Annotated in this window: 13 protein-coding genes; 12 read left to right on the forward strand and 1 reads right to left on the reverse strand. The window is 66.0% G+C overall.

The genetic code is table 11. The features are described from left to right. Positions 1-22 precede the first annotated feature (22 nt). From PEP31012_RS22815 to PEP31012_RS22860, 10 genes are all read left to right on the forward strand, one after another. Positions 23-1,096 (forward strand): substrate-binding domain-containing protein, encoded by a 1,074-nt coding sequence (locus tag PEP31012_RS22815; protein ID WP_150591489.1) that lies wholly within the window; start codon positions 23-25, stop codon positions 1,094-1,096. Positions 1,097-1,362: 266 nt separating this feature from the next. Next, positions 1,363-1,845 (forward strand): NAD(P)H-dependent oxidoreductase subunit E, encoded by a 483-nt coding sequence (locus PEP31012_RS22820; protein WP_150591490.1) that lies wholly within the window; start codon positions 1,363-1,365, stop codon positions 1,843-1,845. Beyond that, complete coding sequence (locus tag PEP31012_RS22825) at positions 1,838-3,478, forward strand: formate dehydrogenase beta subunit (protein WP_150591491.1); 1,641 nt, start codon at positions 1,838-1,840, stop codon at positions 3,476-3,478. The genes PEP31012_RS22820 and PEP31012_RS22825 overlap by 8 nt, the downstream gene beginning before the upstream one ends. Before the next feature lie 30 nt (positions 3,479-3,508). Then, on the forward strand, positions 3,509-6,394 hold the full coding sequence (gene fdhF, locus PEP31012_RS22830; RefSeq protein WP_150591492.1) for a formate dehydrogenase subunit alpha: 2,886 nt from the start codon (positions 3,509-3,511) through the stop codon (positions 6,392-6,394). Positions 6,395-6,428: 34 nt separating this feature from the next. Next, positions 6,429-7,421, forward strand: a complete 993-nt coding sequence (gene fdhD, locus PEP31012_RS22835; RefSeq protein ID WP_343039922.1) for a formate dehydrogenase accessory sulfurtransferase FdhD — start codon at positions 6,429-6,431, stop codon at positions 7,419-7,421. Between the two features lie 27 nt (positions 7,422-7,448). After that, positions 7,449-7,709: a formate dehydrogenase subunit delta gene (locus PEP31012_RS22840; RefSeq protein WP_150591493.1), complete on the forward strand. Its 261-nt coding sequence runs from the start codon at positions 7,449-7,451 to the stop codon at positions 7,707-7,709. A gap of 97 nt (positions 7,710-7,806) precedes the next feature. Next, on the forward strand, positions 7,807-8,001 hold the full coding sequence (locus PEP31012_RS22845) for a hypothetical protein (RefSeq protein ID WP_150591494.1): 195 nt from the start codon (positions 7,807-7,809) through the stop codon (positions 7,999-8,001). A 93-nt stretch (positions 8,002-8,094) separates the two neighbouring features. Next, complete coding sequence (locus PEP31012_RS22850) at positions 8,095-8,463, forward strand: hypothetical protein (protein WP_150591495.1); 369 nt, start codon at positions 8,095-8,097, stop codon at positions 8,461-8,463. 115 nt (positions 8,464-8,578) lie between these two features. Continuing rightward, positions 8,579-9,340: a phytanoyl-CoA dioxygenase family protein gene (locus tag PEP31012_RS22855; RefSeq protein WP_150591496.1), complete on the forward strand. Its 762-nt coding sequence runs from the start codon at positions 8,579-8,581 to the stop codon at positions 9,338-9,340. A gap of 282 nt (positions 9,341-9,622) precedes the next feature. After that, a complete protein-coding gene (locus PEP31012_RS22860; RefSeq protein ID WP_217427161.1) occupies positions 9,623-11,008 on the forward strand; it encodes a sodium-dependent transporter in 1,386 nt (461 codons plus the stop codon). Between the two features lie 172 nt (positions 11,009-11,180). On the opposite strand, the gene gor is transcribed toward PEP31012_RS22860, so the two are convergent. Next, positions 11,181-12,542 carry a glutathione-disulfide reductase gene (gene gor, locus PEP31012_RS22865; protein ID WP_150591497.1) on the reverse strand — a complete coding sequence of 454 codons (1,362 nt, stop codon included), beginning with the start codon at positions 12,540-12,542 and terminating at the stop codon, positions 11,181-11,183. Positions 12,543-12,906: 364 nt separating this feature from the next. Here gor and PEP31012_RS22870 point away from each other — a divergent pair, with 364 nt between their 5' ends. Together PEP31012_RS22870 and PEP31012_RS22875 are read left to right on the forward strand one after the other, a co-directional pair. Next, the gene (locus PEP31012_RS22870; RefSeq protein ID WP_150591498.1) at positions 12,907-13,419 is read left to right on the forward strand and encodes a hypothetical protein; all 513 of its coding nucleotides are present in this window, start codon (positions 12,907-12,909) and stop codon (positions 13,417-13,419) included. Between the two features lie 517 nt (positions 13,420-13,936). After that, positions 13,937-14,362 carry a F0F1 ATP synthase subunit epsilon gene (locus PEP31012_RS22875; protein ID WP_150591499.1) on the forward strand — a complete coding sequence of 142 codons (426 nt, stop codon included), beginning with the start codon at positions 13,937-13,939 and terminating at the stop codon, positions 14,360-14,362. The last annotated feature ends 106 nt before the right edge of the window (positions 14,363-14,468 follow it).

Consider the following 14,468-nt stretch of genomic DNA (forward strand, 5'->3'; position numbering starts at 1 on the left):
GAATAGCATATAAGGTGAATCAATGAAGCAAATTTCCATTGCTCCGCAGCTCCGGTTTCGCCACGACGGCAACGATCTTCCGCTCGACAAGGTGTTGTCGCTGCTCGCCGAAGTGCAGGCGAACGGCAACCTGCAGGCGGCGAGTCAGGCGCTCGGGCAGTCGTATCGTGGTGCCTGGGGGCATGTGAAGGAAGTCGAGGCGCTCATGGGGGCGCCGTTGCTGACGATGGCGCGCGGGCGTGGTGCGGTGCTCACGCCGTTGGCGCAACGGTTGCTGTGGGGGCAAAAGCGTCTCCAGGCGCGGCTTGGGCCCTTGCTGGAAACGATGGCGTCGGAGCTGCAGACCGAACTCGACGATTTGCTCTTGCAGGACAGCGACCAACTGCGACTGTTTGCCAGTCACGGGCTGGCGATCGCGGCGCTGGTCGATTTCGCGGGTCGGGCGGGCCTGCCCATCGACGTGAGCTATCGGGGCAGCATCGAGGCGATCGCCGCGCTCGCGAAGCACGAGTGCGAGGTGGCGAGTTTTCACGTGCCGATCGGCGCGCTGGCGGAGCCGGTGCTCGATCATTACGGGCCGTTGCTCAAGGGCAAGTCGTATCGGGTGGCCGATGTGGCGTCACGCCGTCTCGGACTGCTTGTCGCACGCGGCAATCCGCTCGGCATTCACGCGCTGGCCGACCTGCCGCGCACTGGGGCGCGCTTCGCGAACCGGGAGCGCGGGTCCGGCACGCGCATCATCTTCGATCTGCTGCTCGCGCGTGAGGAGATCGATCCGTCCGCCATCGCGGGGGCGGAGAACATCGAGTTCACGCATGCCGCCGTGGCCGCCTACATCGCCAGCGGACGCGCCGATGCGGGGCTCGCGATCGAGGCGGCGGCAAGCCAGTTCGGGCTCGACTTCCTGCCGATCCTGACCGAGCGTTACTGCCTGATGTTTCCCGAGACCGGCGGCGAGTCCGCGCATTTGCAGGCACTGCTGGACATTCTGCAAAGCGCCGAGTATCGGCAGGCGGTGCATGCCATCCCCGGCTACAGCGAGGCGGCCACCGGGCGCATTGCGCCGCTCTCCGAGGCGTTTCCGTCGTTGGGTTAAGGCTTCATATGTAGTGTCATGCATATGACGGGGGTGGCGATGGATGGCACTGGAACGCCCGTCCGATGTGGCGCATGCCAATGTTGCATGGTGCCATGCAGCGACCACGGGAAAGGCACCCAAATCAAGCTATCGGTGTTTCCACGAGGCTTGTTGGGCGGGGCGGTTTGGACTAATGTCCTAACTGTCGAGCCCCCAGAAACGTGGGATCATCATATGCAATGAAGAACATATGAGATGCCGTTTCGCCCCAGGAGACATTCGAGATGGTGCCCACCCCTCATGCGACGCTCGCGCCGCTGCTGGCCCGCCACGCCGGCCGTGCACACGAGTTGTTGCCGCTGTTGCACGCCTTGCAGGACAGCGACGGTTACATCGACCCGGCCCATGTGCCGGCGATTGCCGCCGCGCTCAATCTGTCTCGCGCCGAGGTGCATGGCGTGATTACCTTCTATCACCACTTCCGCAGCGCGCCGCCACCGTCGACCGTGGTGCAGGTCTGCCGCGCGGAGGCCTGCCGCAGTCGCGGCGGCGAAGCGCTCGTGGCCCATATCGAAGCGTGCACCGGTGCAAAGGTGGACGGCGAGCCGTGTCAGGACGTCGGCGTCGAATCGGTGTACTGCCTCGGACAGTGTGCGTTGTCCCCGGCCGTGATGATCAACGGCGAATTGCATGCGCGCGTGAGCGCGGCGCGCTTCGACGCGTTGCTGGCGTCGCAGCCGGCGCGCAAGGCAGGTGAGCATGTCTGACGTGTCCACGCGCGGCCCTTACCGCGTCTATATCCCGCGCGATTCCGCGGCGCTTGCCCTGGGCGCGGACCGGGTCGCCGCCGCTGTGGCAACAGAAGCCACCCGGAGAGGCATTGCCGTCGATATCGTGCGCAACGGCTCGCGAGGGCTGTTCTGGCTGGAGCCGCTCGTCGAAGTGGCGACGCCCGCCGGGCGCGTCGGGTACAGCAATGTGCAGGCTGCCCAGGTCGCGGCCTTGTTCGATAGCGGCTGGCCGGCCTGTGCCGTCCAGGACGCCGAGCGTGACTTGCCGGCCGACAACCCCGACGGCAGTTGGGAGGCCTTGATGCCTGCGTGCGTTGGACGCGTCGATGCCATTCCCTATCTGGCGCGGCAACAGCGCCTGACGTTCGCACGCATTGGTGTGACCGATCCGCTCAGCCCCTCGGACTACGAAGCGCACGGCGGCCTGACGGGACTGCGCGCGTGCCTGGCGCTCGATGCCGCCGCAGGGTGCCAGACCGTGCTCGACTCGGGATTGCGCGGACGCGGCGGGGCGGCGTTTCCGGCGGGCATCAAATGGCAAACCGTCAGCCGGGCTCCGGCGGCGACCAAATATGTCGTCTGCAACGCCGATGAGGGCGACTCGGGCACGTTTGCCGACCGGCTGATCATGGAGAGCGACCCGTTCGTCCTCATCGAGGGGATGATCATCGCGGCGCTCTGCGTGGGCGCGAGTGAGGGCATCATCTACGTGCGCAGCGAGTATCCGCACGCGATTGCGGCGCTCGAGGCGGCGATTGCCGTCGCGCGCCGGCAAGGCTGGCTTGGCCCGGACATGCTGGGCTCCGGGCGTGCCTGCGAATTGCGCGTCGCCAAGGCCGCGGGCGCCTATATCTGCGGCGAGGAAACGGCGTTGCTCGAAAGCCTGGAAGGCAAGCGCGGCGTGGTTCGCGCGAAACCGCCGATTCCGGCGGTGGCCGGACTCTTCGGGCAGCCGACGCTGGTCAACAACGTCGTGACCCTCGCGAGTGTGCCGTTCATCTTCGCGCAGGGTGCCGACGCCTATCGCAAGTTCGGCATGGGCCGCTCGCAGGGCACGCTGGCAGTGCAGCTCGCGGGCAACGTGCGTCGCGGCGGACTGGTGGAGTTGGCATTCGGTGTGACGCTGCGCACGCTGCTCGACGACTTCGGCGGCGGTACGGCCAGCGGGCGCCCGGCCAAGGCGATCCAGGTCGGCGGGCCGCTTGGGGCGTATCTGCCGAGCGCGCAGTGGGACGTGCCGATGGATTACGAGGCTTATGCCGCGCTCGGGGCGGTCGTTGGTCACGGCGGCGTGGTGGTCCACGACGACACGGCCGACCTCTCGGCGCTGGCCAGTTACGCGATGCACTTCTGTGCGCATGAGTCATGCGGCAAATGCACGCCGTGCCGCATCGGGGCGACGCGCGGGGTCGAGGTGATCGAGCAGATTCGGCGTGGCGACACGTCCGTGCGTCAGATCAAACTGCTGCGAGATCTGTGTGACACGATGGTGTCGGGGTCGCTGTGCGCGATGGGCGGCATGACGCCGTTCCCGGTGCGCTCCGCGCTTGACCATTTCCCGGCGGACTTCGGTCTGCCTGAGGGCGCCGGGCGCGCCGAAGCCGCCTGACGCGCGAGCGCCGGGCAGGGAGGAGAACACATGATGCATCCGAGCACAACCGTTACCCCGGGCCACGACCCGGACATGGGCACACCGCTGCGCGAGAGCGACGTTGTCGTCACCCTCGAAATCGACGGTCAGACCGTGACGGTGCCGGCTGGCACGTCGATCATGCGCGCCGCGGCGGACCGCGACGTCAACATCCCCAAGCTCTGCGCCACGGATTCGCTCGAACCGTTCGGGTCGTGCCGCTTGTGTCTGGTCGAAATCGAGGGGCGGCGAGGATTTCCCGCCTCGTGCACGACCCCGGTCGAGCCGGGCATGAAGGTGCGCACGCAGTCGCCGGCGCTGCAGGATCTGCGCCGCAATGTCATGGAGCTGTATATCTCCGATCACCCGCTCGACTGCCTGACCTGCGCGGCCAACGGCGATTGCGAGTTGCAGGACATGGCGGGCGTGACCGGGCTGCGTGAAGTGCGCTACGGTTTCGAGGGCGATAACCATCTTCACGACGCGAAGGACGAGTCGAATCCGTATTTCACCTATGACCCGTCGAAATGCATCGTCTGCAATCGCTGTGTGCGGGCGTGTGAAGAAACGCAGGGCACGTTTGCGCTGACCATCTCCGGACGCGGCTTCGCATCGCGTGTCTCGGCCGGGCAGGACCAGCCGTTCATGGACTCGGAGTGTGTGTCGTGCGGCGCTTGCGTAGCGGCCTGCCCGACGGCGACGCTGCAGGAAAAAAGCATCATCGCGATGGGGCAACCCGAGCATGCCGTGGTGACGACCTGCGCCTACTGCGGGGTGGGCTGCGCCTTCAAGGCGGAAATGAAGGGCGGGGAAGTCATTCGCATGACGCCATACAAGGACGGCGGGGCGAACGAGGGGCATGCCTGCGTGAAGGGGCGCTTTGCTTGGGGATACGCCACGCACAAGGAGCGCATCACCAAGCCGATGATCCGCAGCAAGATCACCGACCCCTGGCGCGAAGTGTCATGGGACGAGGCGCTCGACTACGCAGCGTCGGAGTTCCGGCGCATTCAGGCGACTTACGGGCGCGAATCGATTGGTGGCATCACGTCGTCGCGCTGCACGAACGAAGAGACGTATCTCGTGCAGAAGCTCGTACGTGCCGCGTTCGGCAACAACAATGTGGATACCTGCGCCCGCGTGTGCCATTCGCCGACCGGTTACGGACTGAAGCAGACGCTCGGCGAGTCGGCCGGCACGCAGACGTTCAAGTCGATCGAGCACTCGGACGTGATTCTCGTGATGGGGGCGAACCCGACCGATGGGCACCCGGTATTCGCCTCGCGGCTCAAACGTCGGGTGCGCGAGGGCGCGAACCTGATCGTGATCGATCCGCGCCGCATCGATATTGTCGACGGGCCGCACGTGAAGGCCGCTTTCCACTTGCCGCTGCGCCCCGGGACCAACGTGGCAATGGTCAATGCCCTTGCGCATGTGATCGTGACCGAAGGGCTGCTGGCCGAGGACTTCATTGCCGAGCGTTGCGAGGATCGCGCCTTCGCACAGTGGCGCGACTTCGTGGCGCTGCCGGAGAATTCGCCGGAAGCGGTGTCCGTCGTCACCGGCGTGGCGGCCGAGCAGATTCGCGGCGCGGCACGCCTGTATGCCACGGGCGGCAATGCGGCGATCTATTACGGGCTGGGTGTGACCGAACACGTGCAGGGCTCGACTGCCGTCATGGGCATTGCCAACCTGGCGATGGCCACGGGCAATGTCGGACGCGAGGGCGTCGGCGTGAACCCGTTGCGTGGCCAGAACAACGTGCAAGGCTCTTGCGACATGGGGTCGTTCCCCCATGAGCTGCCCGGTTATCGCCACGTCTCCGATACGCTGGTGCGCGAGACATTCGAGGCCGCCTGGGGCGTTACGTTGCAGGCCGAGCCGGGACTGCGCATTCCGAACATGTTCGACGCCGCGGTACACGGCAGCTTCAAGGGGCTCTATTGTCAGGGCGAGGACATCGTGCAGTCGGACCCGAACACCCAGCACGTGGCGGCGGCGATGGAGGCGATGGAGTGCATCGTCGTGCAGGACATCTTCCTGAACGAAACGGCCAAGTACGCGCACGTGCTGCTGCCGGGCACGACATTCCTCGAAAAGGATGGCACGTTCACCAACGCGGAGCGGCGCATCTCGCGCGTGCGCCGTGTGATGGCGCCGCTGCCGGGCATGGCGGACTGGGAGGTGACGATCGCGCTGGCGAAGCGATTGGGGTACGACATGCCGTACACGCATCCGTCGCAGATCATGGACGAGATCGCCCGGCTGACCCCGACGTTCAGCGGCGTGAGCTACGCGCGCCTGGACGAGGCCGGCAGTCTGCAATGGCCATGCAACGACGAGGCGCCCGACGGCACGCCGATCATGCACGTGCACGAGTTCGTGCGCGGCAAGGGGCGTTTCATCATCACGCGGTACGTGCCGACGGACGAGAAGGTCACGCCGCGCTATCCGCTGCTGCTCACCACGGGGCGCATCCTCTCGCAATACAATGTCGGCGCGCAGACGCGTCGCACGGAAAATGTGGCCTGGCATGATGAGGATCGACTCGAAATTCACCCGGTCGATGCGGAGGATCGCGGCATCAAGGACGGCGATTGGGTGGGCATTCGCAGCCGCGCGGGCGAGACGGTGCTGCGCGCGGTCATCAGCGAGCGCATGCAGCCGGGCGTGGTATACACGACGTTCCATTTCCCCGAGTCGGGCGCGAATGTGATCACGACCGACAACTCGGACTGGGCGACCAATTGCCCCGAGTACAAGGTGACAGCCGTGCAAGTGCTGCCGGTGGTGCAGCCCTCGGCATGGCAGGCCCAATATTCGACATTCAACCGCACGCAGCTCGCGCTGCTCGAGGCGGCCCACATGCCCCCAGAACCGGCACCTGCAAAGTAGGGGCGGAATCGGTGAATTGATCAGGAGTCAGCGTTTGACGATGTTCAACCCATTACGTGACCGGGACGACGCACCGCCTGCCCACGAATCGCCGACCGAGGACGCGGCGCCGGGCGGCGCCGATGTCATCGACAAGGCGAGCGATGTTGCTGTCGGCGCAGGCAGCTTTGGTGGCGGTGACGCACCGAGGTGCGACGTGGCGCCCGCCGCGATCGACCCGGACAGTCTTGCGCCGAGCGCGACCTTCGCCGTGCGCCGCTTCCGTCATGGGGCGTGGCAGTCGGCGGGCGACGCGCTGGCCGAAGAAGTGCCGGTGGCACTGGAATTCAACGGCATCTCCCACGTGGTGATGCTCGCCACGCCGGCCGATATCGAAGACTTTGCGCTGGGCTTCGCGTTGTCCGAGGGCATTCTGGGCGACCGGCGCGAGTGTTATGGCATTGACGTGAGCGCAACGTCGCAGGGCGTGACGGCGCATCTCGAAGTCTCGTCGCGCGCGTTTGCCGGACTCAAGGCGCGGCGTCGAAATCTCACCGGGCGCACCGGCTGCGGGCTGTGCGGCACGGAAAGCCTCGATCAGGTGCTGCGGCCGCTGCCGGCGGCCGGCGAGCCGCTGCGCGTGACGCATGCGGCGCTGGCCGCCGCGCATGCCGGGCTGGCGCGACATCAGCCCCTGAACGGCGTGACGGGGGCCGTGCACGGCGCTGCCTGGTGTTCGCCGCAGGGCGAGATAATTTGCCTGCGTGAAGACGTCGGCCGGCACAATGCGCTCGACAAGCTGATCGGCGCGCTCGCGCGCAGCGAACAGGCGTTCGATCGCGGCTTCGTCCTCATGACGAGTCGCGCAAGCGTCGAAATCGTGCAAAAGGCGGCGCAGGTGGGCATTCCGATGGTCGCGGCGGTGTCAGCGGCAACGGCGCTCGCGGTGCGAACGGCCGAGGGGGCGGGCGTGACGCTGGTGGGTTTCGTGCGCGGTGAGCAGTGCGTCATCTACACCGGCGGGGCGGCGCTCGACGCCAGCGCCTGACGGCAACGAAGCAGCAGGAGATTTTCGATGGACGGCAACAACCTCGTACGCATGGCCAATCGCATCGCGGACTTCTTTGAATCGCTACCCGATCGCGAGGAAGCGCTCGACGAGGTCGCCTCGCATCTGCACAAGTTCTGGGACCCCCGCATGCGCGCCGAGATCCTGGCGCTGGCCGACACGCCGGCGTCCGCCGAGATGCATCTGCTGGTGCGCGAAGCGCTGGTTCGTCATCGTGAACAGTTGATGCCGCCAGGCAAGCCCGGACACTTGGGGGCGGCGACATAGGGCGGCCTACGACTTGCATCGACGCGAAGATACGCAGGTCGCGGTATAGTGGGAGGTGCCGTCGCGCCTTGGCGCGGCTTTCCCCGCGGAGGACTTGATGAGCGATACCCCGACGCGCAAGCCCGGATCACAACACCCTCAGCCGGAAGACATCGTGGAGCGCGACCTCGACGAAGCGCTCGAGGAGACGTTTCCGGCCAGCGACCCTGTTTCCATCGAGATCGACAAGCCGAAACACGCCCCAAGGTCGACGTCGGCAGGCCCGGCTGGCGGGGCCGGTGGCCGAAAATAATTCGCCGCCCGGCAGGGGTTTGCCGCCCGGGCGGGGCGAATTCATGGCAAAATGCCGCGCCTGACTCTCTCAGGCTGGGACTGTAGGAAATCAATGGCGGCAGGTACGGTAAAAAAAGTTCGACGCTACGCGCTGGAAACCATCGACGTGATGGGGCAGAGCGGGCTGGGTGTCGTCGAGCGCCCTGACGGGCGTTTCGTCATGTATCCGGAATACTGGACACAGACGCAGGCGCTTAGCCAGAAAATGCGCACGTTGTACCGCCGTAATTGCCAGCTCGAGTACCAATTGGCAAAGCTCACGCGCGAACTCGACCGCCTTCGCAGCGTGGTCGACACGCCGCGCCCCGTCGGGAATCCGCAGGCGTCGTTGCCGGGCACGGACGTGCCTCAGCCCGAACCCGCGCTCGAGCGCAAGGCCGCCGCGGAACTGCCGCCACGACGACGCAAGCGCGCCGCCTGAGTGTGACGTTGCGCGCAACGTCACGCCCACGTGGCGCGCCAGACCTCCCGATTCATCCTGCCACACTACCGAATTTCCCTCAACATCCAGCTATTTTCCCGCTTCGCCGACCATCATGGCGCTTACCGCATCGCAGCTCGAAACCTTCCGTCACGACGGTTATCTGATTCTTCCGCGCTATGTGGCGCAGGCCGACTGCGAGGCGATGCTGGCCGACGCGCGAGCGCAACTGGCGGCGGCCACATTGCCGCTCGAGTTCGAAGCCGATGTGGGCTATGCGGGGGCACCGGTATCGCGCGAAGCGCAGGGCGGGCAGACCGTTCGTCGTCTGCTCAAGGCGTATGACCGTGGTGACGCGCTGCGTCGCTGGGCAACGCGTCCGGATCTGGTCGAGTCGCTCGCGCAGATATTCGGCGAGGACGTGGTACTCACGCTGGCGCACCACAATTGCGTGATGACCAAGCACCCGCATTTCGGTACGGCGACCGGCTGGCATCGCGATATCCGGTATTGGTCGTTCCCGCAGAATTCCCTGATTTCGGTGTGGCTGGCGCTGGGGCAGGAAACGCGCGAGAACGGTGCGCTGCGCTTCATCCCTGGGTCGCATCGCGAACAACTCAAGCCGCACCAACTCGATTCGCTTGACTTCCTGCGTCCCGACGAACCGGACAACCAGCCGCTCGTCGCCCGCGGCCAGCAGGTGGCGCTCGCGCAGGGCGACGTCGTGCTGTTTCACAGCGGCCTGTTTCACGCGGCCGGGCGCAACGAGGGCGATACCACGAAATTCTCTGTCGTGTTTGCGTATCGCGGCGAAAGCAATCCGCCAACGCCGGGCACACGCTCCGCATCGGCCGGCGAAATCGCACTGGGGCACTGACAAACCTTGCGCCGAGAATCTCGACGCTCGGCGCAGCCTGACAATTCCGAAAACATTTTGGGTGCTTTCCTAATTCGGTGAGTACCTTTTCCCGCGTAGACTCTCTGGCCACCCTGATGGTGTCGCACGCTGGCGCCCGTGAGCCGAATCGTCCCCGAGGCGATGCCGTGCCGCGCCGGTAATCTGCCTGACGCCATTCCATGACAAGCGTCGTGACGCGCCCGTGTCGACTTCGGTCGGCGCGGCGTGCACGGCCGTTTCCGGAGGAGACACGTGTCCCATTTGTCTGATATCCCTGCTGCACCGCCCGTCGCCTCGACGGGCGCGACGTCGGATGCGCTCGCCGTTGCGGGCCGCGCGACCTGGGGGTCGCGGCTAGGCTTCATCCTGGCGGCGGCCGGCTCCGCCGTGGGGCTTGGCGCGGTATGGAAATTTCCCTACGTGGTGGGCCAACACGGTGGCGGTGCCTTTCTCGCTGTATACCTGGGCTGCGTGCTGTCGCTTGGTGTCGCGCTGCTGCTTGCCGAGATGACCCTCGGCCGGTTGACCGGCAAGTCGGTCACGACGGCGCTGCGGGAATTGGGCGGGCGACGCTGGGCCTGGGTCGGGCGCATTGCCACGTTCAACGCGTTCGCGATTCTGTCGTTCTACGTCGTCGTCGGTGGCTGGACAGTGGCGTATCTCATCCGGGCGATGACCGGCACGGTGCTCGCTGGCGAAACCGATCGTCTGGTCGGTGAATTCTCAAGCTTCATTGCGGACCCGGTGGCGTCGCTCGCGAGCATGGGGGCCTTTCTCGGGCTGACGACCGCCATCGTCGCTGCCGGCGTGCAGAAGGGGATCGAGCGGGCAGGCAAGTGGCTCATGCCCGCATTGTTCCTGTTGATGCTGCTGGTTATGGCGCGCGCGCTCACCTTGCCGGGTGCCATGGCCGGTGTCGCCTGGTTCCTGACGCCCGACTTCTCCGTCATTTCCGGCGCCACGCTGCTCGAAGCGCTGGGCCTGGCGTTCTTCTCACTGTCGCTCGGGGCGGGCATGATCGTGGTCTACGGCTCGTATCTGCCCAAAGACGCGCGACTGGCCGGCTCGGCCGTCTGGGTGGCGACGCTCGCAACGTTTGCCTGCTGCCTGGCCGGGCTGATGATTTTGCCGGCGGTGTTCGCGTTCGGCGTGGCGCCCAACGCGGGGCCAGGGCTGACCTTCATCACGATGCCCGCGATTTTCGCGCAGATGCCGATGGGCCATCTCGTGGCGATCGCATTTTTCCTGTTGCTTCTGTTTGCCGCGCTGACGTCCGCCGTCTCGCTGTTCGAACCCGTCACGGCGTTTCTCATCGACGAATATCAATGGCGTCGCGGGCCGGCCGTGGTGGCGGTGCTGGTCGCCACGTTCGTCTTCGGCGCACCGGCCGCGTTGTCCTTCGGCGTGTGGTCGGACGTGCGCATCTTCGACCGCACGATTTTCGATCTGATGGACTATGCGACCGTCAATCTCTTGATGCCCGCGGGCGGGTTATGCGTGGCGTGGTTCGTCGGCGCTCGGATTTGGCCGACGGCGCGCACCGTACTCGATGGCACGCGAGCGCAGTGGTTCGTGCCGGTGTGGCGCGTGCTGCTGCTTGGGCTCACGCCGATTGCGATCTTCGGCGTGTGGTATCAGAGCCTTTGATGGGCAGGGGACGGGGCGCCGCCCCCGTCGACGACCTGGGTGCCCTGGGCACTCAGCGACCGCTACGCGCGCCAGCCCACCGACGCAGGCCAGATGACCTGAACGGCCCGCGCCATCTAGGTGGTCTACGAGGGATGCGAGAACGACGCGCCCCGGGTGACGTGCCGGCGAATCACGCGACTGGCGTTCGCATCGTCACCCATTCCTCGGCCGCCGTCGGGTGTACCGCGAGCGTGCGGTCGAAGTCGGCCTTCGTGGCGCCCATCGACAGCGCCACACCGAGCAGTTGCACTTGCTCGCCTGCGTGGTCGCCTACCATGTGGGCGCCGACGATCTTGTCGGTGGCACCGTCCACGAGCAGTTTCATCAGGACCTTTTCCTGGCGGCCCGACAGGGTGGCCTTGAGCGGCCGGAACGACGCCTTGTACACCTGGAGCTGGGCATAAACGGCGCGTGCCTCGCTTTCGGTCAACCCGACCACGCCGATCTCCGGGGTGCTGAACACCGCTGTCGGAATCCGCTGGTGGTCGACGCGTGTCGTGCGCTCGCCGAACACCGTGTCGGCGAAGGCCTGGCCTTCGCGAATCGCCATCGGCGTCAGGTTGACGCGATCGGTCACATCGCCCACGGCGAAGATCGATGGCACATTGGTGCGCGAGAATTCGTCAACGATGACCGCGCCCCTGTCGTTGAGCGCCACACCGCTCGCTGCCAAGCCGAGACCTTGGGTGTAGGGCACGCGTCCGGCCGCGCTGAGCAAGACGTCGGAGTCGTGCGTGCTGCCGTCGGACATCGTCACGCGCAACTTGCCAGGCGTCTTGTCGACGCGCGCCACGGTGCGCTCGAGCAGGATCTCGATGCCGCGCTCGCGATACGCGGCTTCGAGCGAGGTGCGAACGTCGTCGTCGAAGCCACGCAGCAAGTGCGGACCGCGATGCACGAGCGTGACCTTCGTGCCGAGTCCGGCGAACACGCCTGCGAATTCCAGGGCGATGTAACCGCCGCCGATGATCGTGATGCGCTCGGGCAGTGATTCGAGATGAAACACTTCGTTAGACGAAATGGCATGCTCGCGGCCGATGAAGTGCGGCTGATCCGCCGGTTTGCCGCCGGTGGCGATCAGGATGTGGCGGGCCGTGATGCGCTCGCCCGTGGCCGGCAGCACGACCGTGTTCGGACCTTCGACCACGGCACGCGCCTCGACCAGTTCGGCGCCCGCGCGTTCAAGGTTGGCCCGATAGATGCCTTCGAGCCGCGCGATCTCGCTGTCTTTGCGCGCAATGAGCGTCTTCCAGTCGAACGTGGGGGCGGGCACTTGCCAGCCGAAACCGGCGGCATCCTCGAACTCGTCGGCGAAGCGGCTGGCGTAGACGAGCAACTTCTTCGGTACGCAACCGCGAATCACGCAGGTGCCGCCGACGCGGAACTCCTCCGCGACTTTCACGCGGGCACCGTATTGTGCCGCGACGCGCGCTGCGCGCACACCGCCCGAACCGGCACCGATCACGAAAAGATCCACATCGAACTGGGGCATCGCTGACTCCTGGAGGTCTTGCAGCACGTCGAACTGTCTCAGCGCTGGCGCAGGCAGTGTGTCGACGGCCACGAATTCTGGCGTTGAGCGATTGTGCCAGAGACCCGCGCGGCACGTCGGCGAGCCCTCGCAATTTCAGCGCCGTCCGAGGCCCGCGTCAGCGCTTGCCGTGTGATCGTGCGTCGCGCGCCGTGCTCGGCCATGCGATGTTTCTGAAATGAAACAATTCCCGCGAGTCATCGCACAGACGTGCAACAGATGCCGCTGGAAGTGCCGAAGAATCAATCGGTTGTGGCTCATGGCCCGAAATTTGCTTTAAGTTCGGCAGGACAGGCGGGTTTCACCGCTGACAGACGAGGATGTCATGACGAAGTCGCTCTATCGCCTCATGGGCGTCATGCTGGCGCTGACGTCGCTGTGTGGCTTCTGGATACCGGCATCGGCACATGCCGCGAATCCGTCGGGTCCCCTGAGTCATTCGGGGGCTTCGGCAAGCAAGAAGACCACCGTCGCGCACACGCGGCATGGCGCCCGGCTGTCGCGGGCCGCACGCATCAAGCGTGCGGCCCGAGCGCCGTTGTTTGACCCCCCGGGTTCTCCACCGCCGGCACTTATCGGTGTTGCACCGGCGCCGTGGCACGATGTATTCGCCGACGCAGGCGTTTGGGTGTCCGATCCGATCGTTGTCAGCGGTGGCACGCTTGGCGGCATGCTTGGCAACGCCGGGGTGATGAAAACCGACGACAGCCTGGTCACCGGACCGCACGCCGGGCTGACGGGTCTGTATCAAACCGTATGGCATCGCGCGCTGTCCAATCCGATGCCGAGCACGCAGCTCTTCGCCGGGGCGCCCGAATACTTCGGACTGCATTTCTAATGCTGGCCGGCCCGGCCGGCCCCTCCCGCCGCTCGGTTTCGAGCGGTAACGCCCCGCGCCCCGCTGGCGTGTCATGCTGGACACGTTCGACACGTTCGACACGCTTGCCGCCTTCTCGGTCGCATTCGCCACCGCATGCTTCACCGCATTGAACGCTTCCGATGCGCCGTGTGCGCCGGGATGATCGTCGCATCTCGTCCACCTCGTCCACCTCGTCCACCTCGTCCACCTCGTCCACCTCGCCCGCGCAGGCCACGTGCAGGCCACGTGCGGCAAGCCTTTGGGGCGCATTCATACCATGCCACGCGGTGTTCTCGCGCTTGCCTCGCCAAGATCAATGCGGTTAGGATGAATCCGCAGCTAACGTGCGGCACTTCCTCAGGATATGCCGACTGTCGGCATGCCATTCCGTTCCGGCGCCCCCTTATGCGCGTGCCCGATGTGTCTGCGCCGAGTCGTCCCGGCAGGAAAATCGATTTAGGCGATGTCTGCGGCATCGCAGGGAGAAGTGAAAGGCATGGCATTACTCAAGGTCGACGTGGTGAGCACCGAGCGGGCGATATTTTCGGGCGAGGCACGTTTCGTCGCGGTGCCCGGCATAGCGGGAGAGTTGGGCGTGCTCCCCGGGCACACGCCGCTGCTCACGGGCATGCGCCCCGGCACGGTGCGAATCGAAGCCAGCGACGGCACTGATACGTTTCTCTATATCGCGGGCGGCTTCGTCGAGATCCAGCCGGATCGGGTGACGATTCTGGCCGATACCGCGATCCGCGCGGAGAGTCTCGACGAAGCCCGTGCCCAGCGCGCTCGCGAAGAGGCCATGGCGCTGCTCGAAACCCAGGCGGGCAATATCGATTACGCCAAGGCGCAGGCGGAACTGGCGGAAGCCGTGGCGCAATTGCAGGCCATCCGACGCATACGCAAGCAAAAGACGACTCGCTGAACGAGTCACGCGGCGGCGGCACCCCGCCACCCGCACCCGCCACCCGCACCCGCCACCCGCACCCGCCACCCGCACCCGCCACCCGCCACCCGCCACCCGCCACCCG

Origin of the sequence: Pandoraea eparura, from assembly GCF_902459725.1 — a bacterium.
GTDB classification, from domain to species: domain Bacteria; phylum Pseudomonadota; class Gammaproteobacteria; order Burkholderiales; family Burkholderiaceae; genus Pandoraea; species Pandoraea eparura.

Bases quoted from the DNA above. Each gene is read 5' to 3' on its own strand.
- PEP31012_RS22815 (WP_150591489.1), top strand. From the start codon at position 23: ATGAAGCAAATTTCCATTGCTCCGCAGCTCCGGTTTCGCCACGACGGC.
- PEP31012_RS22820 (WP_150591490.1), top strand. From the start codon at position 1,363: ATGGTGCCCACCCCTCATGCGACGCTCGCGCCGCTGCTGGCCCGCCAC.
- PEP31012_RS22825 (WP_150591491.1), top strand. From the start codon at position 1,838: ATGTCTGACGTGTCCACGCGCGGCCCTTACCGCGTCTATATCCCGCGC.
- fdhF (WP_150591492.1), top strand. From the start codon at position 3,509: ATGATGCATCCGAGCACAACCGTTACCCCGGGCCACGACCCGGACATG.
- PEP31012_RS22840 (WP_150591493.1), top strand. From the start codon at position 7,449: ATGGACGGCAACAACCTCGTACGCATGGCCAATCGCATCGCGGACTTC.
- PEP31012_RS22845 (WP_150591494.1), top strand. From the start codon at position 7,807: ATGAGCGATACCCCGACGCGCAAGCCCGGATCACAACACCCTCAGCCG.
- PEP31012_RS22850 (WP_150591495.1), top strand. From the start codon at position 8,095: ATGGCGGCAGGTACGGTAAAAAAAGTTCGACGCTACGCGCTGGAAACC.
- PEP31012_RS22855 (WP_150591496.1), top strand. From the start codon at position 8,579: ATGGCGCTTACCGCATCGCAGCTCGAAACCTTCCGTCACGACGGTTAT.
- gor (WP_150591497.1), bottom strand. From the start codon at position 12,542: ATGCCCCAGTTCGATGTGGATCTTTTCGTGATCGGTGCCGGTTCGGGC.
- PEP31012_RS22870 (WP_150591498.1), top strand. From the start codon at position 12,907: ATGACGAAGTCGCTCTATCGCCTCATGGGCGTCATGCTGGCGCTGACG.
- PEP31012_RS22875 (WP_150591499.1), top strand. From the start codon at position 13,937: ATGGCATTACTCAAGGTCGACGTGGTGAGCACCGAGCGGGCGATATTT.